14 protein-coding genes and 1 riboswitch are annotated in these 17,444 nt (G+C 56.2%); of the genes, 6 read left to right on the top strand and 8 right to left on the bottom strand.

Annotated features, from left to right (window positions below):
• Positions 1–348: 348 nt before the first annotated feature.
• On the bottom strand, positions 349–1,200 hold the full coding sequence (gene murI, locus ACDO57_RS22510) for a glutamate racemase (RefSeq protein ID WP_024909852.1): 852 nt from the start codon (positions 1,198–1,200) through the stop codon (positions 349–351).
• Complete coding sequence (gene btuB, locus ACDO57_RS22505; protein ID WP_024909851.1) at positions 1,145–2,998, bottom strand: TonB-dependent vitamin B12 receptor BtuB; 1,854 nt, start codon at positions 2,996–2,998, stop codon at positions 1,145–1,147. The genes murI and btuB overlap by 56 nt, the downstream gene beginning before the upstream one ends.
• 65 nt (positions 2,999–3,063) lie before the next feature.
• Positions 3,064–3,240, bottom strand: a riboswitch (cobalamin riboswitch).
• Between the two features lie 104 nt (positions 3,241–3,344).
• Between btuB and trmA the strand changes: the two genes are divergently transcribed.
• The gene (trmA, locus tag ACDO57_RS22500) at positions 3,345–4,445 is read left to right on the top strand and encodes a tRNA (uridine(54)-C5)-methyltransferase TrmA (protein WP_090420885.1); all 1,101 of its coding nucleotides are present in this window, start codon (positions 3,345–3,347) and stop codon (positions 4,443–4,445) included.
• Between the two features lie 89 nt (positions 4,446–4,534).
• Here the strand turns inward: trmA and ACDO57_RS22495 are convergent, their stop codons facing one another.
• Together ACDO57_RS22495 and fabR are read right to left on the bottom strand one after the other, a co-directional pair.
• Entirely contained in the window at positions 4,535–4,894 is a 360-nt protein-coding gene (locus tag ACDO57_RS22495; protein ID WP_008501783.1) for a YijD family membrane protein, read from the bottom strand.
• Between the two features lie 9 nt (positions 4,895–4,903).
• Positions 4,904–5,542, bottom strand: coding sequence for an HTH-type transcriptional repressor FabR (gene fabR, locus ACDO57_RS22490; RefSeq protein WP_008501784.1), 639 nt, complete (start codon positions 5,540–5,542; stop codon positions 4,904–4,906).
• A 196-nt stretch (positions 5,543–5,738) separates the two neighbouring features.
• Here fabR and sthA point away from each other — a divergent pair, with 196 nt between their 5' ends.
• A complete protein-coding gene (gene sthA / locus ACDO57_RS22485) occupies positions 5,739–7,139 on the top strand; it encodes a Si-specific NAD(P)(+) transhydrogenase (protein ID WP_008501785.1) in 1,401 nt (466 codons plus the stop codon).
• Here the strand turns inward: sthA and oxyR are convergent.
• The 4 genes from oxyR to argC all read right to left on the bottom strand — a co-directional run bounded on the left by oxyR (position 7,113) and on the right by argC (position 11,584).
• A complete protein-coding gene (gene oxyR, locus ACDO57_RS22480; RefSeq protein ID WP_023333839.1) occupies positions 7,113–8,039 on the bottom strand; it encodes a DNA-binding transcriptional regulator OxyR in 927 nt (308 codons plus the stop codon). The genes sthA and oxyR overlap by 27 nt on opposite strands.
• A gap of 306 nt (positions 8,040–8,345) precedes the next feature.
• Entirely contained in the window at positions 8,346–9,719 is a 1,374-nt protein-coding gene (gene argH / locus ACDO57_RS22475) for an argininosuccinate lyase (protein WP_370884606.1), read from the bottom strand.
• 77 nt (positions 9,720–9,796) lie between these two features.
• Complete coding sequence (gene argB / locus ACDO57_RS22470) at positions 9,797–10,573, bottom strand: acetylglutamate kinase (protein ID WP_090420882.1); 777 nt, start codon at positions 10,571–10,573, stop codon at positions 9,797–9,799.
• Positions 10,574–10,579: 6 nt separating this feature from the next.
• Positions 10,580–11,584 (bottom strand): N-acetyl-gamma-glutamyl-phosphate reductase, encoded by a 1,005-nt coding sequence (gene argC, locus ACDO57_RS22465; protein ID WP_024909174.1) that lies wholly within the window; start codon positions 11,582–11,584, stop codon positions 10,580–10,582.
• Positions 11,585–11,672: 88 nt separating this feature from the next.
• Between argC and argE the strand changes: the two genes are divergently transcribed.
• From argE to fsa, 4 genes are all read left to right on the top strand, one after another.
• Complete coding sequence (argE, locus tag ACDO57_RS22460) at positions 11,673–12,824, top strand: acetylornithine deacetylase (protein WP_008501790.1); 1,152 nt, start codon at positions 11,673–11,675, stop codon at positions 12,822–12,824.
• Positions 12,825–13,132: 308 nt separating this feature from the next.
• Positions 13,133–15,784: a phosphoenolpyruvate carboxylase gene (gene ppc / locus ACDO57_RS22455; protein ID WP_370884605.1), complete on the top strand. Its 2,652-nt coding sequence runs from the start codon at positions 13,133–13,135 to the stop codon at positions 15,782–15,784.
• Between the two features lie 94 nt (positions 15,785–15,878).
• On the top strand, positions 15,879–16,643 hold the full coding sequence (locus ACDO57_RS22450; RefSeq protein WP_370884604.1) for a helix-turn-helix transcriptional regulator: 765 nt from the start codon (positions 15,879–15,881) through the stop codon (positions 16,641–16,643).
• Positions 16,644–16,771: 128 nt separating this feature from the next.
• The gene (fsa, locus tag ACDO57_RS22445) at positions 16,772–17,434 is read left to right on the top strand and encodes a fructose-6-phosphate aldolase (protein ID WP_090420870.1); all 663 of its coding nucleotides are present in this window, start codon (positions 16,772–16,774) and stop codon (positions 17,432–17,434) included.
• Positions 17,435–17,444: the final 10 nt, after the last annotated feature.

The raw sequence follows: 17,444 nt of genomic DNA, 5'->3' as shown, positions 1-17,444 counted from the left end.
TTACGTATGTTCACTCAGAGACTTGGTATTCATTTATTGTCCGAAGACATTAAGAATCCATGTCACTTTGAGTGCCCACACAGATTGTCTGATAAATTGTTAAAGAGCAGTTGCAACGCGGCGTTAAGCTCACCGTTGCGAGGTCCCGTATATTACGTTTTCCTCATTCAGAGTCAAGTGATTATTTTCGCTTTTCTCTGCTGGCGTTCATCTCTGAACCCCGCTAACCCGGCGGCCTGTAAGCCGTTGTTCCGTGTCAGTGGAGGCGCATTATAGGGAGTTCTCAGACGTTGACAACCCCTCTTTTAAAAAAAACTTTCAACCGTCTCTTTTTTGCTCAAAACCGTGCTACAGCGCCAGTTTTTCGAGCGTTTCAAAGCCATAACGGCGTAAAACGGGTAAAAGTTGCTCAGTCTCTTTCGTGATAGCCATACAAAACGCGATATTCGCATCGTTAGATTTCGCATCCGGCGCTTCATGCTCCAGCAACCAGGCCGTACGACGGGCAATAGCCGCACCGGAATCCACCAGGCGCGTCCCCTCCGGCAGCACCTCCAATAGCTCTTCCTGTAATAGCGGGAAGTGGGTACAGCCCAGCACAACGGTATCCGGAGGTTCGGGCATTCGCAGCCACGGACGAAGAATACGACGCAGCTCCTCGAGTGATACCGCCTTGCCATGCAGCTTCGCTTCAGCCATCTCCACCAGCTCAGCCGAACCCAGCATCGCTATCTGGCATTCGTTGGCAAAACGGTCGATCAGCTCGCGGGTATAAGGACGCTTTACCGTGCCTCGCGTGGCCAGCAAACCCACAATGCCGTTCGCCGTCAGACGCGCGGCAGGCTTTATTGCAGGAACGACGCCCACAACCGGGAACTGGAATTTTTCACGCAGGGCGGGAAGAGAAACGGTGCTCGCCGTATTACAGGCGATGACGGCCAGCGCAAGGGGATAGCGCTTTTGTACCGCGGTGACGATTTCAACGACACGCTCAACAATAAAATCTTCGCTCTTTTCCCCGTACGGGAAAGCGACGTTATCGAAGGCGTAGATGTAATGGAGATCCGGCAGAAGATGCCGAATCTCATCATAGACCGAAAGCCCACCAACGCCGGAATCAAACACCAGCACGGTGGGACGCGGATTAGAAGGTGTAGCTGCCAGACAAGGTGTATTCCCGTCCTGCAGTTTGGTAGCCATAAACTGTCTCGTAATCTTTATCGAACAGATTGGCTATTTTACCACGAACTGTGAGATGTGAGGTGACAGGATACGAAACTGCGACATCCCACAGGCTTACACCGCCCATTTTCACGCGTTCTGACGAATAGGTGTCTGGATCAATCGCGACATCATAGCGGGTGCCCAGATAACGATAGGCAAGGTTCCAGTCGAGATCCCATACCTGCCAGTCAAGCTGGTACTTAACCTGCTGCTTAGAACGACGGGCCAGTACTTCGTTGGTTTTGGCATTACGCGGGTCGACATAATCATAGGAAATCTGATGTCCGACCGGGCCAGTATCGAACTGTGCCGTCGCTTCCACACCTTTAATACGTGCTTCGTCAACGTTGTAGTAACGATACGTATGCGGATCGCTGCTAATAAGATTATCAATGTCATTGCGATAACCGGTGATACGCCAGTTGACCGGTCCCGTCAGGCCTTCAAAGCCCCCTTCCCACTGCTTACTCTCCTCCGGTTTAAGGTCCGGATTACCGTAAGAGGCACTGTGGATCTGGCTCATGGTCGGTGCTTTAAAAGCGGTACCGTAGGAGGCAATGACGCGATAGCCCTCCACAAACTCCCACGCTGCGCTGGTTTGCCATGTTCCATGGTTACCAAAGTTGGAGTTGTCGTCATTACGCGCCGCCGCTTCCAGCGTCACGCTACTGAACTGCTGCATCGCCGAAACAAACACGCCGGTATTGCGTTGCTCGTAACCTTTCTCCAGATAGCCCGTTCCAGCCTGGGTCTTCTGCTTTTGCCAGTCCAGACCTGCGCCAATGTTGCCGTGACCGACTTCTACGGTGTTGAGCCATTGGGTGGTGTACTGCTTCACGTCATCCATGGTGGCGGAATCAGCGTAACGCCCTTTCTTCGGATCATAGTTCTGATCTTTACTGCGACCGTAACCCGCCACCAGCTGTGACTGGAAAATCCCCTGGTTGTAACGCAGACCGGTATCCCAGTTCTGGCTGTAGAGCTGGCGAGTATCAGGTCGTCCATCCACCATAAAGTTGGCGTCGTAGTGATCGTAACCGTCATACGCGGTGCGGTTGTCATAACCAAAGCCACGGAAGAAGCCGCTCACGCTGTCGGTAATCTGCTGTTCCACGGAGCCGTACAGCGATTTACTCATAAAGCCATCGCGGTCAGGCTGGCGCGGCGCATCTTTTGCGGCGATGTCAAAACCCCGGGTATAGGTGTAGTTACCCGCCATGGTGATTTTGGTTTTATCCAGCACCTGCTGGAAAGCGCCATCATAGGTCTGGTAACCCTTAGAGCCAACGCCCGCTGAGATTTCTGCACCCGGCTTATCACGTCCGGTAATGATGTTAATCACGCCACCAATCGCGTCGGAGCCATACAGGGCTGAACGCGGACCACGGATGTACTCAATACGCTGAATCAGCGAGGTCGGGATTTGGCTCAGATCGGGAACGTTGCTGATCCCGGCGTTATTCAAAGGAATACCGTCAACCAGCACCAGCACATGGCGAGATTCCGTTCCGCGAATAAAAGTCGAAGAGTTCGAGCCCATTCCACCGCTTTGCGCGATATCCACGCCAGGCAGACGTGACATGATTTCCACCACGCTCTTTGCCTGCCAGCGCTCAATGTCTTCACGCGTCACGACGGACGTCGGTGCCAGAACAGTTTTTGCCGGTTGTTCAAAACGATTTGCCGTCACCACCAACGAGTCGGCGCTGTCCTGCGCCCAGCCCGAAAATGCCGTGACGGACAACGCCGTCAACAGCGATACTTTTTTAATCATTGTTAAAGCATCCACAATATAAGAAGGATGCCGCAGGCCTCATCGATAGCACGCGATGATGAAACCAAATGCGACGTGATCCCGGCAGGTCTTCGGGCTAGGTGGCTATATAAGGATGAAGACTTCCCATTTACACAGTGTCTACAACGCTCATCCCGCCAGTCTTTACCGCTGCGCGTCAGCTCCAGATTTACACTGGATTCCCTTTTCACTCTCAGGAGACCGGAAACAGAATGCTACAATTAGACACGTATGGATGTCCAGACAGCTATTGGCCATTAAATCTGGACATCCCCTGAACAATGCCTACAATCGCCGCGTAATTCTTTATCACTCAGGACGCATCATGACCCCAGAACACCTCCCGACAGAACAGTACGACGCGCAGCTGGCAGAGAAAGTTGTCCGCCTGCAAAGTATGATGACGCCTTTCAACGCGCCCGTTCCCGAGGTGTTCCGCTCTCCTGTCAGCCACTACCGCATGCGCGCCGAGTTCCGCATCTGGCACGACGGTGACGACCTGTACCACATCATTTTCGATCAGCAGACAAAGTCCCGTATCCGCGTGGACAGCTTTCCGGCGGCGAGCGAGCTCATTAACCAGTTAATGACGCTGGTAATGGACGGCGTGCGCAACAATCCGGTACTGCGTAACAAGCTGTTCCAGATTGACTACCTGACCACGCAAAGCAATCAGGCGATTGTCTCTCTGCTCTATCACAAAGCGCTTAACGACGAGTGGCGCGAGCAGGCGGAAGCGCTGCGCGATGCGCTGCGCGCGCAGAACATCAACGTTCACCTGATTGGCCGCGCGACCAAAACCAAAATCATGCTGGATCAGGACTACATCGACGAGCGCCTGCCGGTAGCGGGTAGAGAGATGGTTTACCGTCAGGTCGAGAACAGCTTCACCCAGCCGAACGCCGCGATGAACGTGCAGATGCTGGAGTGGGCGCTGAAGGCGACGGAAGGGTCAACGGGCGATCTGCTTGAGCTCTACTGCGGTAACGGCAACTTCTCGCTGGCGCTGGCGCGTAACTTCGATCGCGTGCTGGCAACGGAAATCGCCAAGCCGTCGGTGGCCGCCGCGCAGTACAACATTGCCGCTAACCATATCGACAACGTGCAGATCATTCGCATGGCCGCTGAAGAGTTTACCCAGGCCATGAACGGCGTTCGCCAGTTTAACCGCCTGGAAGGGATCGATCTGAAGAGCTACCAGTGTGAGACGATTTTTGTCGACCCGCCGCGCAGTGGCCTGGACAGCGAAACAGAGAAGATGGTGCAGGCGTACCCGCGCATTTTGTACATCTCCTGCAATCCGGAGACGCTGTGCAAGAATCTCGAAACATTAGGCCAGACGCACAATATTGAACGTCTGGCGCTGTTCGATCAGTTCCCGTATACGCATCATATGGAGTGCGGTGTACTGCTCACGGCGAAGTAATGTGGCCTTGTAGGGCAGGTAAGCGAAGCGCCACCTGCCAAAAAAGCCGGATGACGCTTCGCTTATCCGGCCTACAATGACAAAACTCTTTACTCTGGTAACTGGCTCTTACGGCTACGCATGCGCGAGCCAATCCAGAACACCAGCGCCACAGACAGTACCGCAGGGAAGAAGTTAGAGCCGATATCCGGATATTCCGCGCGAACCACGGTGCTGTACAGCAATACGCCCAGAATAAAGCAGGCGGCGGCCAGCCCCGGTAACCCCACCGGCATGGTGCGGTTCAGGTAACGTTGATGCAGGCAGTACACCGTCAGCACCAGCGCAATAAGCGGGAAAATCGAAAACGGCACGATTGAGCTAAAAATAGCGGCAAACGTACCATTAATGGATAAGCCAGCGATCAATGCCAGCAACAGCGTCCCTTTATCCTGACCTGACTGTTTCATTACTCACCTTCACTCTTCGGTTTGATGTGCCAGTTTCTCTTGTTCACGGCGATACCAGTAGTACGCGCCTTTGGAGATCATCCTGAGCTGTAATACCAGTCGCTCTTCGAGCTGCTTGCGTTGTTCAATGCTGACGTCCAGCGCTTCGGCACCCGCGCTGAATACAATCGTCACCATCGCCTCGGCCTGTGCTTCAGTAAAAGCACGCGGCATATGGTTTTCGAGTTCAAGATAGTCGGCAAGTTCCGCGATGAAGTGCTGAATTTCGCGCGCGACGGCGGCACGAAACGCTGCCGATGTGCCCGAACGCTCGCGCAGAAGCAGACGAAACGCGTTGGGATTGTTGCCGATAAATTCCATAAAGGTCGACACGGAGGTGCGGATCACGCTGCCCCCTTTGGCGATACGCTGACGCGCCTGGCGCATCAGCTGACGCAGCATCAGGCCGCTCTCGTCTACCATGGTCAGGCCCAGTTCATCCACATCACGGAAGTGACGATAGAAGGACGTTGGCGCAATCCCGGCTTCGCGTGCGACTTCGCGCAGGCTCAAACTGGCAAAACTCCGCTCGGCACTCAGTTGACTGAATGCGGCTTCCACCAGCGAACGCCGGGTTTTCTCTTTTTGTTGTGCTCTTACGCCCATCACGATAGTTGAATCCTTCCAAAGGCCTGATGGCACTATACCAGAGAATAAAATTAATCTGTTTGCCTGGCTTTGTGAATGATTGTTTACGTGCGGTTTGTGCTCCACTGCCGGAAAAAAGCACAACGATAATTGGGTTACTCTGGCAATGATGTTATGATTCTGTTGCTTTTATGTATAAGAACAGGTAAGCCTTGCCATGCCACATTCCTACGATTACGACGCAATAGTTATTGGTTCCGGCCCCGGCGGCGAAGGCGCTGCTATGGGTCTGGTGAAACAGGGAGCCAGAGTAGCGGTCATTGAGCGCTACCATAATGTCGGCGGCGGTTGCACCCACTGGGGCACCATCCCTTCGAAAGCCCTCCGCCACGCCGTTAGCCGCATTATCGAATTTAACCAGAACCCTCTTTACAGCGACCATTCCCGACTTCTTCGTTCATCTTTTGCCGACATCCTGAATCACGCGGATACCGTCATTAACCAGCAGACGCGTATGCGTCAGGGGTTTTATGAGCGTAACCACTGCGAAATTTTGCAGGGCAACGCGCATTTTGTGGATGAACACACCCTGGCACTCGAATGCCACGACGGGTCGGTTGAAACTATTACCGCTGAAAAATTTGTGATTGCCTGCGGTTCACGCCCATACCATCCGGCCGACGTGGACTTCTCGCACCCGCGCGTCTACGACAGCGATTCGATTCTGAGCCTGCACCATGAACCCCGCCACGTCATTATCTATGGCGCAGGGGTTATTGGCTGCGAATATGCGTCGATCTTCCGCGGAATGGACGTCAAAGTTGACCTGATCAACACCCGCGACCGCCTGCTGGCGTTCCTCGATCAGGAAATGTCAGATTCGCTCTCCTACCACTTCTGGAACAGCGGCGTGGTGATTCGCCACAACGAAGAGTACGAGAAGATCGAAGGCTGTGACGACGGGGTGATCATGCACCTGAAGTCCGGCAAGAAGCTGAAAGCGGACTGCCTGCTGTACGCCAACGGCCGTACCGGCAATACCGATTCCCTGCAGCTGGAAAATATCGGACTCGAGACCGACAGCCGCGGTCAGCTGAAGGTCAACAGCATGTATCAGACCGCCCTGCCACACGTTTACGCGGTCGGCGACGTGATTGGCTACCCAAGCCTGGCCTCAGCCGCTTACGACCAGGGACGCATTGCGGCTCAGGCGCTGGTGAAAGGCGAAGCGACGGCGCATCTGATTGAAGATATCCCGACGGGCATCTACACCATCCCGGAAATCAGTTCCGTAGGGAAAACCGAGCAGCAGCTGACGTCTATGAAGGTGCCTTACGAGGTGGGTCGTGCGCAGTTTAAACATCTGGCGCGGGCGCAAATCGTGGGGATGAGCGTGGGAACGCTGAAGATCCTGTTCCACCGCGAGACGAAAGAGATCCTCGGGATTCACTGCTTTGGTGAACGCGCCGCGGAAATCATTCATATCGGCCAGGCGATAATGGAGCAGAAAGGTGGTGGTAACACCATTGAGTACTTCGTTAACACCACCTTTAACTACCCGACCATGGCGGAAGCCTACCGGGTAGCGGCCCTAAACGGCCTGAACCGCCTGTTTTAACGCGCTGTCGAAATGGCCATCCATCGAACCACGGATGGCCTCTGCCAGCTGCTCATAGCGGCTGCGCAGCGGTGACCCCGGACGATACACCAGGCCGATAGTGCGACGCGGCTCCGGCTTGATGCACGGCAAATAGACCACGCCATCACGCTTACGCTCGCGCGGCACGGCCAGCGCAGGCAGCAGCGTTATACCGCTTCCCGCCGCGACCATGTTACGCAGCGTTTCCAGGCTGGTTGCGCGGAAATGGGTATCCTCATCCGCACCCGCTTCGAAGCAGAAGCCCATCGCCTGGTCGCGCAGGCAGTGGCCATCTTCCAGCATCAGCAGCTTTTCACCCGCCAGATCGGCCATCGGCACGCGATCGCGGTTCGCCCACGGGTGATCTTCATAGATCGCCAGCATCATCGGCTCATCGAACAGCGGCACTTCAATAAAGGCTTCACTCTCTTTTACCAGTGCCAGAATGGCGCAGTCGAGCTTGCCGCTATCTAACTGCGCCAGCAGCTGATGGGTTTGCGCTTCGTGCAGGTACATTTCGAGTTTCGGGAACGTCTGGTGCAGCATCGGAATGATGTGCGGCAACAGGTACGGGCCAACGGTTGGGATCAGGCCAATATGCAGCGGGCCGGACATCGCCTCCCCCTGCTGGCTTGCCATTTCCTTGAGCACTTTGACCTCGCGCAGCACGGTGCGCGCCTGATCCACCAGCAGAAGACCTGCCTGTGTGAACAGAACCTTACGACTGGTGCGCTCCAGCAGCATCACGCCCAGCTCGTCTTCCAGCTTGCGGATCTGGCCACTCAGCGTGGGCTGGCTGACGTGACAGGAATCTGCCGCGCGGCGAAAGTGACGATGCTCGGCTAACGCTACCAGGTATTCAAGATCACGAATATTCATTATTCATCCTCCGTCGCCACGATAGTTCATGGCGATAGATAGCATAGCAACGAACGATTATCCCTATCAAGCATTCTGTTGAATAATACACCACATAGACGAGGCGGCACGTGTTTGACCCTTGACGTCCCCGCACCGTCAGCGAGTTTCTCTCAAAACTCGAACAACTAAAGCCAACGTGAACTTTTGCGGACCCCGTGGTCCGCTTTTTTTTGCGTAAAAAAAAAGCCCAGCGCTAAGCCAGGCTCCGTTTTTCTCCCTCTCCCTGTGGGAGAGGGCCGGGGTGAGGGCACCAGCCCGCACGGTTCAAACCAGCCGGTTTTTCGCATCCGCAATCGCCTGCGCCACCTGCTTCGGCGACACACCGCCTTTCGCGGCACGCTTGTCCAGGCAGGACTGCAGCGCCAGAATCGGATACACATCATCCCCGATAACCGCGCTGAACTTCTGCAGATCGGCCAGCGCCAGATCCTCCAGCGGTTTACCCTGGCGAATGGCTTCCACAACCGCTTCACCGACAATATGGTGCGCTTCACGGAACGGTACGCCCTTCGCCACCAGATAATCCGCCAGTTCGGTAGAGTTCGCATAGCCCTGCTGCGCCGCTTCCTGGCAGCGCGGACGTTTCACCTGAATGCCGTCCAGCACCAGCGCGCCCATGTGCAGGCAGTCCAGCCAGGTGTCGAGCGCGTCGAACAGCCCCTCTTTGTCTTCCTGCATGTCTTTGTTGTACGCCAGCGGCAGCCCTTTCAGGGTCATCATCATGCCGGTCAGCGCACCCTGCACGCGGCCACATTTGCCGCGGATCAGCTCGAGCGCGTCCGGGTTTTTCTTCTGCGGCATCAGGGATGAACCTGAGGTCACGCGGTCGGACAGCTCGACGAACCCGGCTTCACCGGAGTTGAAGAAGATAAGGTCTTCGGCAAAGCGCGAGAGGTGAACCATCCCGATAGACGCATTGGAGAGCAGCTCCAGCACGTGGTCGCGGTCAGAGACGCTGTCCAGGCTGTTACGGGTGGCGGAGGCAAAGCCCAGCCAGCCTGCCAGCTGTTCACGGTCGATTTTGTAAGCGGTACCCGCCAGCGCGCCGCTGCCCAGCGGGCTGACGTCCAGACGTTTCAGGGTATCCTGCAGACGGCTTTCATCACGCGCCAGCATCTCAACGTAGGCCAGACACCAGTGCGCAAAGGTCACCGGCTGCGCGCGCTGCAGGTGGGTATAACCCGGCATCACCGCGTCCTGGTTGTTCTGCGCGGTTTCCACCAGCGCGCTCTGCAGCTGACGGTTGGCCGCCAGCAGTTCGCTAACGGTATCTTTACACCACAGCTTCAGGTCGGTGGCGACCTGGTCGTTACGGCTGCGCCCGGTGTGCAGCTTTTTACCCAGCTGGCCGACTTTGTCGATCAGTTTGCCTTCCACCCAGCTGTGAATATCTTCGGCATCGCTCTGCAGGATTTGCTGCGGATCCAGACGCACCTCTTCCAGCAGATTGTTCAGCGCTTCTTCCAGCTGTAACTGTTCGTCTGCGGTCAGTACGCCTACCGTTACCAGCGCTTTGGACCAGGCCACAGAGCCGACAATATCCTGTTCGGCCAGGCGGTAGTCGAAGCGCAAAGAGTCGTTGAACTGTTTGAACCGCTGATCCGCTGCCTGTGTAAAACGCCCACCCCAAAGTGCCATAACATGCTTCCTTAATATCTTTGAATTTCATTGCCCGGTGGCGCTGCGCTTACCGGGCCTACAAAACATTAAATCGATTACGCTAAAATACGCGTGCCAATTGGCGTGCCGTTAAACAGCGCCGGGAGCTGCTCCGCGTGGCGCCAGGAGGCGATATCCACCGGGCGGCCCAGCGTGCGCGCGGCATCCAGCGCGGCGTTCACTTTGACGATCATGCCGTCGGTAATAATGCCCTGAGCAATCAGCTGCTCGGCTTTCTCAGCCGTCATTTCTGCGATGCGCTGACCTTTACCGTCCAGAATGCCGCTCACGTCGGAGAGCAGGATCAGGTCCGCACCCAGCGTTGCCGCCAGCGCGGTCGCCGCCTGGTCAGCGTTAACGTTCATCAGCTCGCCCTCTTCGGTCACGCCGATGGAGCTCACCACCGGCAGGAAACCGCCTTCCAGCAGCGTGTTAATCAGCTTAGGCGAACCTGGCTGCGCCAGTCCAACGTGGCCGAGCTCTTCGTCGAGCTGGGTCACTTTTACGCTGTCGCCATCGCCCAGATAGAGGCCCACGGACGCGATATGGTGTTTCTTCGCCCACGCCAGCAGCGTTTTGTTCGCCGTACCCGCCAGCGCGCCGGTAATGATGTCAATCTGGTCAGCAGGCGTCACGCGCAGGCCGTTCTTCTTTTTCACCGGCAGGTTGAGCCCTTTCATCAGCTCATCCACCACACAGCCACCGCCGTGCACAATCACCAGCGGACGTTGATGTGATTCGCGATAGTTCACCAGCGCGGTAAACAGACGCTCCAGCGCTTCTTCGCTGTCCAGCAGTACACCACCGAGTTTGATAATTAATGGGTTCATCATCACACCTTAAATAAGAGCCTGCGTTTCCGGGAAACCGAAACGAATATTTGCACACTGCATTGCCTGTGCGGCAGCGCCTTTCAGTAAGTTATCTTCTGCGGCCACCACGATGAGATGCTCACCCTGAACGGCAAAGCCGATATCGCAGAACGGCAGACCGACCACGTTTTTCAGCGCCGGCACGCCTTTGTCGTACAGGCGCACCAGCGGTTTATCCGCATACGCCTGCGTGAAGACCTCGCTCACCTGCTCTTTGGTCACGCCCGGTTTCAGGCGACAGGTGATGGTTTCGAGGATCCCACGCGGGAAGCTGCCCAGATGCGGGGTGAAAATGACGTCCGCACCCAGATGCGTCGTGATTTCAGGGTGATGACGGTGATTAAACACGCCATACGGCTGAAGGCTCACTTCGCAGAAGCTATTGGAGATTGCCGCCTTACGCCCTGCACCGCTCACGCCGCTGGTGGCGTTGATCACCGGCCACTGGTTCAGATCCAGCAGGCCCGCGTCGATCAGCGGCTTCAGGGAAAGCTGCGCCGCCGTCGGGTAGCAGCCCGGAACGGCAATCAGGTCCGCTTCTTTCAGTTTATCTGCGCTCCACTCCGCCAGACCGTACACCGCTTTTTCAAGCAGATCAGGGTGCTGATGGGTGAAACCATAATATTTTTCGTAGAACGCGCCGTCGTTAACGCGGAACGCGCCGGAGAGGTCGAAGACCACGCAGCCGGCCGCCAGAAACTGCGGCGCCAGGTCGTGGCTGACCTCATGCGCGGTGGCTAAAAACACCACGTCGACGCCGTCGGTAAACTCGCTGATGTCAGACATGGGCTGCAGCGGCAGATCGACCAGGCCCTTAAGCTGCGGATGCAAATCGGAAATTAACTTTCCTGCATCATTGCTTTGCGCTGACACGGTCAAAGCGGTTATGGTCATATGTGGATGGCGATTCACGTAGCTTACAAGCTCTGCGCCCGCATAACCGCTAGCGCCTACAATCAGCGTATTCAACATCGGGTTCCTTTATGCTCAACGTTAATGTATTTTTATTCACATTTATTGCATGAATATTGATACTATCACGACCTAAGGTGTGTCAACAATGAAAATGAACTTACCGCCATTTATCGAGATCTACCGCGCCCTGATTGCCACACCGTCCATCAGCGCAACGGAAGAAGCGCTGGATCAGAGCAATGAGTCTTTAATCAATCTGCTGGCGGGTTGGTTTAGCGATCTTGGGTTTAACGTTGAGGTTCAGCCCGTCCCCGGCACTCGCCACAAATTTAACCTGCTCGCCAGCACCGGAACCGGTGCGGGCGGCCTGCTGCTGGCCGGTCATACCGACACCGTACCGTTTGACGATGGCCGCTGGACGCGCGATCCGTTCACCCTGACCGAGCACGACAACAAGCTCTACGGTCTGGGCACCGCCGACATGAAAGGCTTCTTCGCCTTTATCCTCGACGCGTTGCGTGACGTGGACGTGACGAAGCTGAAAAAACCGCTCTACATTCTGGCGACCGCTGATGAAGAGACCAGCATGGCGGGCGCGCGCTACTTCTCTGAAAACACGTCGATTCGCCCGGATTGCGCCATTATCGGTGAGCCGACGTCTCTGCAACCGATCCGCGCGCACAAAGGCCATATTTCTACCGCCGTGCGCGTGCTGGGCCAGTCCGGCCACTCCAGCGATCCGGCGCGCGGCGTGAACGCCATCGAGCTGATGCATGACGCCATCGGCCGCATCATGACCCTGCGCGACGATCTGAAAGAACGCTATCACTACGAGGCGTTCACCGTGCCGTATCCGACGCTGAACCTCGGCAGCCTGCACGGGGGTGATGCCTCCAACCGTATCTGCGCCTGCTGCGAACTGCACATGGATATTCGCCCGCTGCCGGGCATGACCCTGAGCGATCTTGACGGCCTGTTGAATGAGGCGCTGGCCCCGGTGAGCGAGCGCTGGCCGGGTCGCCTGACGGTCTCCGAACTGCATCCGCCGATCCCGGGCTATGAATGCCCGCCGGACCATCAGCTGGTTGAAGTTGTGGAAAAACTGCTTGGTGAGAAAACCGACGTGGTGAACTACTGCACCGAAGCGCCGTTTATTCAGACGCTGTGCCCGACGCTGGTTCTTGGTCCTGGCTCCATCAACCAGGCGCACCAGCCGGATGAGTACCTGGAAACCCGCTTTATCAAACCCACCCGCGAACTGATTACCCAGGTTGTGCATCACTTCTGCTGGCATTAAAAACTGCCCCTCACCCTAACCCTCTCCCCAAAGGGGAGAGGGAATATTGAACACCCTCTCCCCTTTGGGGAGAGGGCAGGGTGTGGGGAGTAAATCCCGCGATCTCCGTCACATTCCCATAAGCATCGCTTATCTGACGCAATGCGAATTAAATTTCGTAAATTGCCCGCATTTATTCGTTTGCTGAACCGTTTTCGCAGCAATTGACGACGGGGGTTTTACGTGGCTTTATAAAGGGAGATGACAAAATAATGTCCAGAAGATTTTCGCCTGGGCATAAACAAAAATGATGGGGTGACTGGGTTTTTATGAACGAACAATATTCCGCGTTGCGTAGTAATGTCAGTATGCTCGGCAAAGTGCTTGGAGATACCATCAAAGATGCGTTGGGGGAGAACATCCTCGACCGCGTTGAAACCATCCGCAAGCTGTCTAAATCTTCCCGTGCCGGTAACGAGGCCAGTCGTCAGGAGCTGCTCACCACTTTGCAGAACCTCTCTAACGATGAGCTGCTGCCCGTTGCACGCGCCTTCAGCCAGTTCCTGAACCTGGCCAACACCGCTGAGCAATACCACAGCATTTCGCCAAACGGCGAAGCGGCCAGCAACCCGGAAGTCATTGCCCGCACCCTTCGTAAACTGAAAGACCAGCCAGACCTCAACGAGGCCACCATCAAAAAAGCGGTGGAGTCGCTTTCGCTGGAGCTGGTGCTGACTGCACACCCAACCGAAATTACCCGTCGCACCCTGATCCACAAAATGGTGGAAGTGAACAACTGCCTCAAGCAGCTGGATAACAAAGACATTGCCGACTACGAACGCAACCAGCTGATGCGCCGTCTGCGCCAGCTGATTGCCCAGTCCTGGCACACCGATGAAATTCGTAAGCATCGCCCAAGCCCGGTCGACGAAGCCAAATGGGGCTTTGCGGTGGTGGAAAACAGCCTGTGGGAAGGGGTACCGAACTACCTGCGCGAGCTGAACGAACAGCTGGAAGAGAACCTCGGCTACCGCCTGCCGGTTGATTTTGTTCCGGTGCGCTTCACCTCCTGGATGGGCGGTGACCGCGACGGCAACCCGAACGTGACCGCGGAAATCACCCGCCACGTCCTGCTGCTGAGCCGCTGGAAAGCGACCGATCTGTTCCTGAAAGATATTCAGGTATTGATCTCCGAGCTGTCGATGGTTGAAGCAACGCCGGAACTGCGCGCGCTAGCCGGCGAAGAAGGCGCCAGCGAGCCGTACCGTTTCCTGATGAAAAAACTGCGTGGTCAGCTGATGGCCACTCAGGCCTGGCTGGAAGCGCGCCTGAAAGGCCAGCGCCTGCCAAAACCAGAAGGCCTGCTCAGCCAGAACGAACAGCTCTGGGAGCCGCTTTACGCCTGTTATAAATCACTGCAGGCCTGCGGGATGGGTATCATCGCTAACGGCGAACTGCTCGACACTCTGCGTCGCGTGAAGTGTTTCGGCGTGCCGCTGGTGCGTATCGACGTACGTCAGGAAAGTACCCGTCATACCGAAGCGCTGGGCGAGCTGACCCGCTATCTCGGCATCGGCGATTATGAAAGCTGGTCCGAAGCTGACAAGCAGGCGTTCCTGATCCGCGAGCTGAACTCGAAGCGCCCTCTGCTGCCTCGCAACTGGGAGCCAAGCAACGAAACCCGCGAAGTGCTCAACACCTGTAAAGCGATCGTTGATGCGCCGAAAGGATCGGTGGCCGCCTATGTGATCTCCATGGCGAAGACTCCGTCCGACGTGCTTGGCGTTCACCTTCTGCTGAAAGAAGCGGGAATCGACTACGCCCTGCCGGTCGCCCCGCTGTTTGAGACCCTCGACGACCTGAACAACGCCAACGACGTGATGAGCCAGCTGTTGAACATCGACTGGTACCGCGGCTTTATTCAGGGTAAGCAGATGGTGATGATTGGCTATTCCGACTCCGCTAAAGATGCGGGCGTGATGGCAGCATCCTGGGCGCAATATCAGGCGCAGGACGCACTGATCAAAACCTGCGAGAAAGCCGGTATTGAACTGACCCTGTTCCACGGACGCGGTGGTTCAATTGGCCGTGGCGGCGCACCGGCGCACGCAGCGCTGCTGTCGCAGCCGCCGGGAAGCCTGAAAGGCGGCCTGCGCGTCACCGAGCAAGGCGAGATGATCCGTTTCAAATACGGCCTGCCGGAAGTGACCATCAGCAGCCTGTCGCTCTATACCAGCGCGATCCTGGAAGCCAACCTGCTGCCACCGCCGGAGCCGAAAGCCTCCTGGTGCCATATCATGGACGAGCTGTCGGCTATCTCCTGCGATCTGTACCGCGGCTACGTGCGTGAAAACAAAGATTTCGTCCCTTACTTCCGCTCAGCCACCCCTGAGCAGGAGCTGGGTAAACTGCCGCTGGGCTCACGTCCTGCGAAGCGTCGCCCAACCGGTGGCGTAGAGTCTCTGCGCGCGATCCCGTGGATCTTTGCCTGGACGCAGAACCGCCTGATGCTGCCCGCCTGGCTGGGCGCCGGTGCTGCGCTGCAAAAAGTGGTGGAAGACGGCAAACAGAACGAACTGGAAACCATGTGCCACGACTGGCCATTCTTCTCTACCCGTCTGGGAATGCTGGAGATGGTCTTCTCGAAAGCTGACCTGTGGCTGGCGGAATACTACGACCAGCGTCTGGTGAAACCTGAACTGTGGGCGCTGGGTAAAGAGCTGCGCGAACTGCTGGAAGGCGACATCAAAGTGGTGCTGGACATCGCCAACGACTCACATCTGATGGCGGACCTGCCGTGGATTGCCGAGTCTATTCAGCTGCGTAACATTTACACCGACCCGCTGAACGTCCTGCAGGCAGAGCTGCTGCACCGTTCGCGTCTGGCGGAAGAAGAAGGGAAAGAACCGGATCCGCGCGTTGAACAGGCGCTGATGGTGACGATTGCAGGCGTTGCGGCGGGTATGCGTAACACCGGCTAATGCTTTATGCCCGGCGGCGCTGCGCTTGCGCGGGCCTACGTTAAGTAGGCCGGGTAAGCGTTAGCGCCACCCGGCAAATTTCGGTAGTCTCCTTATGCATTCCGATATCACCAAAATTTTGACTGACCTGGTGAACCGCACGTTACCGCTGGGTCAGATTCATTTCTCAGCGCTGGCTGAACAGCATCCCCGCACATATCCCTGCCTCCGTATTACCCTTGGTACCCCCAGCGAGGCGATTTTTTCTTTTTTTGGACAAATCACGCATCCTGCGCCTCACGTCATGAGCATACATTTCGGTAAGCAGCAGCTTACAATCGAGTTACAGCGTGACAATGTGCTCTTACAACAACTCCAGGTTGCCCGACGTGGTCCGCGAACGGGGGCTTTTCTTCTGCAAACGCTCACCGAATTACAGATGCAGCCTGAGGAACAAGACACAGCAAGGCTGGTAGTTTTAAGCCTGCTCAGCCACTGCCGGGATCTGCTTGGCAGTGAAATTCACACTGACAGCCGCAGCCGGGCACTGTTCGAAGCCGTTCGGAGCTATATCGAAGAAAATTATGCCTCTTTGTTAACTCGCGAATCCGTGGCACAGGCGTTCTACATCTCACCAAACTACCTTTCCCATCTATTCCAGAAAGTCGGCAGCGTCGGATTCAATGAATATTTAACAAAAACGCGCCTGGAACATGCGCGTCAGCTGCTGAAAGGCTACGATCTCAAAATTAAAGATATCGCCACACGCTGCGGATTTACGGACAGCAACTACTTTTGCCGTCTCTTTCGCAAGCACACCGAACGTTCCCCTTCCGAATATCGACGCCAGTACCACAGCCAGCTGATCGCCAAAAAGTAGCATTGTGATCGCTCTCTCACTTCTCTAAGGACATTACATTTGTCCAGTATTTGGCAAAATTGACCTGTATTCGCCGCGCCTGGGTGCGCCGTATCCTTTATTCAACCTTTCTGACTTAAGGAAAAATAATGGAACTGTACCTGGATACCGCCAACGTGGCGGAAGTTGAACGTCTGGCGCGCATCTTTCCTATTGCGGGCGTCACCACCAACCCGAGCATCATCGCCGCCAGCCGCGAATCCATCTGGGACGTGCTGCCGCGTCTGCAAAAAGCCATCGGACCGGAAGGCACGCTGTTTGCTCAAACCATGAGCCGCGATGCCGAAGGCATGGTGGCGGAAGCCAAACGTTTGAGTAACGCCATACCGGACATCGTGGTGAAAATCCCTGTCACGGCTGAGGGCCTTACCGCGATCAAGGCGTTGAAAAAAGAGGGGATAACCACGCTGGGGACCGCCGTTTATAGCGCTGCACAGGGCTTGCTCGCCGCACTCGCAGGGGCGAAATATGTCGCGCCGTACGTAAACCGCGTTGATGCGCAGGGCGGTGACGGCATTCGCATGGTGCAGGAGCTGCAGTCTCTGCTGGAACTGCACGCGCCGGAAAGCAAGGTGCTGGCCGCCAGCTTCAAAACGCCGCGTCAGGCGCTGGACTGTCTGTTGGCGGGATGCGAGGCAGTCACGCTTCCCTTAGACGTAGCGCAACACATGCTCGGCACGCCAGCGGTAGAGTCAGCCATAGAGAAGTTTGAGCAGGACTGGAAAAACGCGTTTGGTAACCTCAACCTCTAAGGGAGAACTG

It is taken from the genome of Enterobacter cloacae complex sp. 2015409 (assembly GCF_041365315.1).
Lineage (GTDB): Bacteria > Pseudomonadota > Gammaproteobacteria > Enterobacterales > Enterobacteriaceae > Enterobacter > Enterobacter pseudoroggenkampii.
Note: the sequence above shows the minus strand (reverse complement) of the source record. Positions and strands in the feature narration are given on the sequence as shown.

Bases quoted from the DNA above. Each gene is read 5' to 3' on its own strand.
- oxyR (WP_023333839.1), bottom strand. From the start codon at position 8,039: ATGAATATTCGTGATCTTGAATACCTGGTAGCGTTAGCCGAGCATCGT.
- argC (WP_024909174.1), bottom strand. From the start codon at position 11,584: ATGTTGAATACGCTGATTGTAGGCGCTAGCGGTTATGCGGGCGCAGAG.
- argH (WP_370884606.1), bottom strand. From the start codon at position 9,719: ATGGCACTTTGGGGTGGGCGTTTTACACAGGCAGCGGATCAGCGGTTC.
- trmA (WP_090420885.1), top strand. From the start codon at position 3,345: ATGACCCCAGAACACCTCCCGACAGAACAGTACGACGCGCAGCTGGCA.
- ACDO57_RS22495 (WP_008501783.1), bottom strand. From the start codon at position 4,894: ATGAAACAGTCAGGTCAGGATAAAGGGACGCTGTTGCTGGCATTGATC.
- argB (WP_090420882.1), bottom strand. From the start codon at position 10,573: ATGATGAACCCATTAATTATCAAACTCGGTGGTGTACTGCTGGACAGC.
- btuB (WP_024909851.1), bottom strand. From the start codon at position 2,998: ATGATTAAAAAAGTATCGCTGTTGACGGCGTTGTCCGTCACGGCATTT.
- fsa (WP_090420870.1), top strand. From the start codon at position 16,772: ATGGAACTGTACCTGGATACCGCCAACGTGGCGGAAGTTGAACGTCTG.
- ppc (WP_370884605.1), top strand. From the start codon at position 13,133: ATGAACGAACAATATTCCGCGTTGCGTAGTAATGTCAGTATGCTCGGC.
- sthA (WP_008501785.1), top strand. From the start codon at position 5,739: ATGCCACATTCCTACGATTACGACGCAATAGTTATTGGTTCCGGCCCC.
- argE (WP_008501790.1), top strand. From the start codon at position 11,673: ATGAAAATGAACTTACCGCCATTTATCGAGATCTACCGCGCCCTGATT.
- murI (WP_024909852.1), bottom strand. From the start codon at position 1,200: ATGGCTACCAAACTGCAGGACGGGAATACACCTTGTCTGGCAGCTACA.
- ACDO57_RS22450 (WP_370884604.1), top strand. From the start codon at position 15,879: ATGCATTCCGATATCACCAAAATTTTGACTGACCTGGTGAACCGCACG.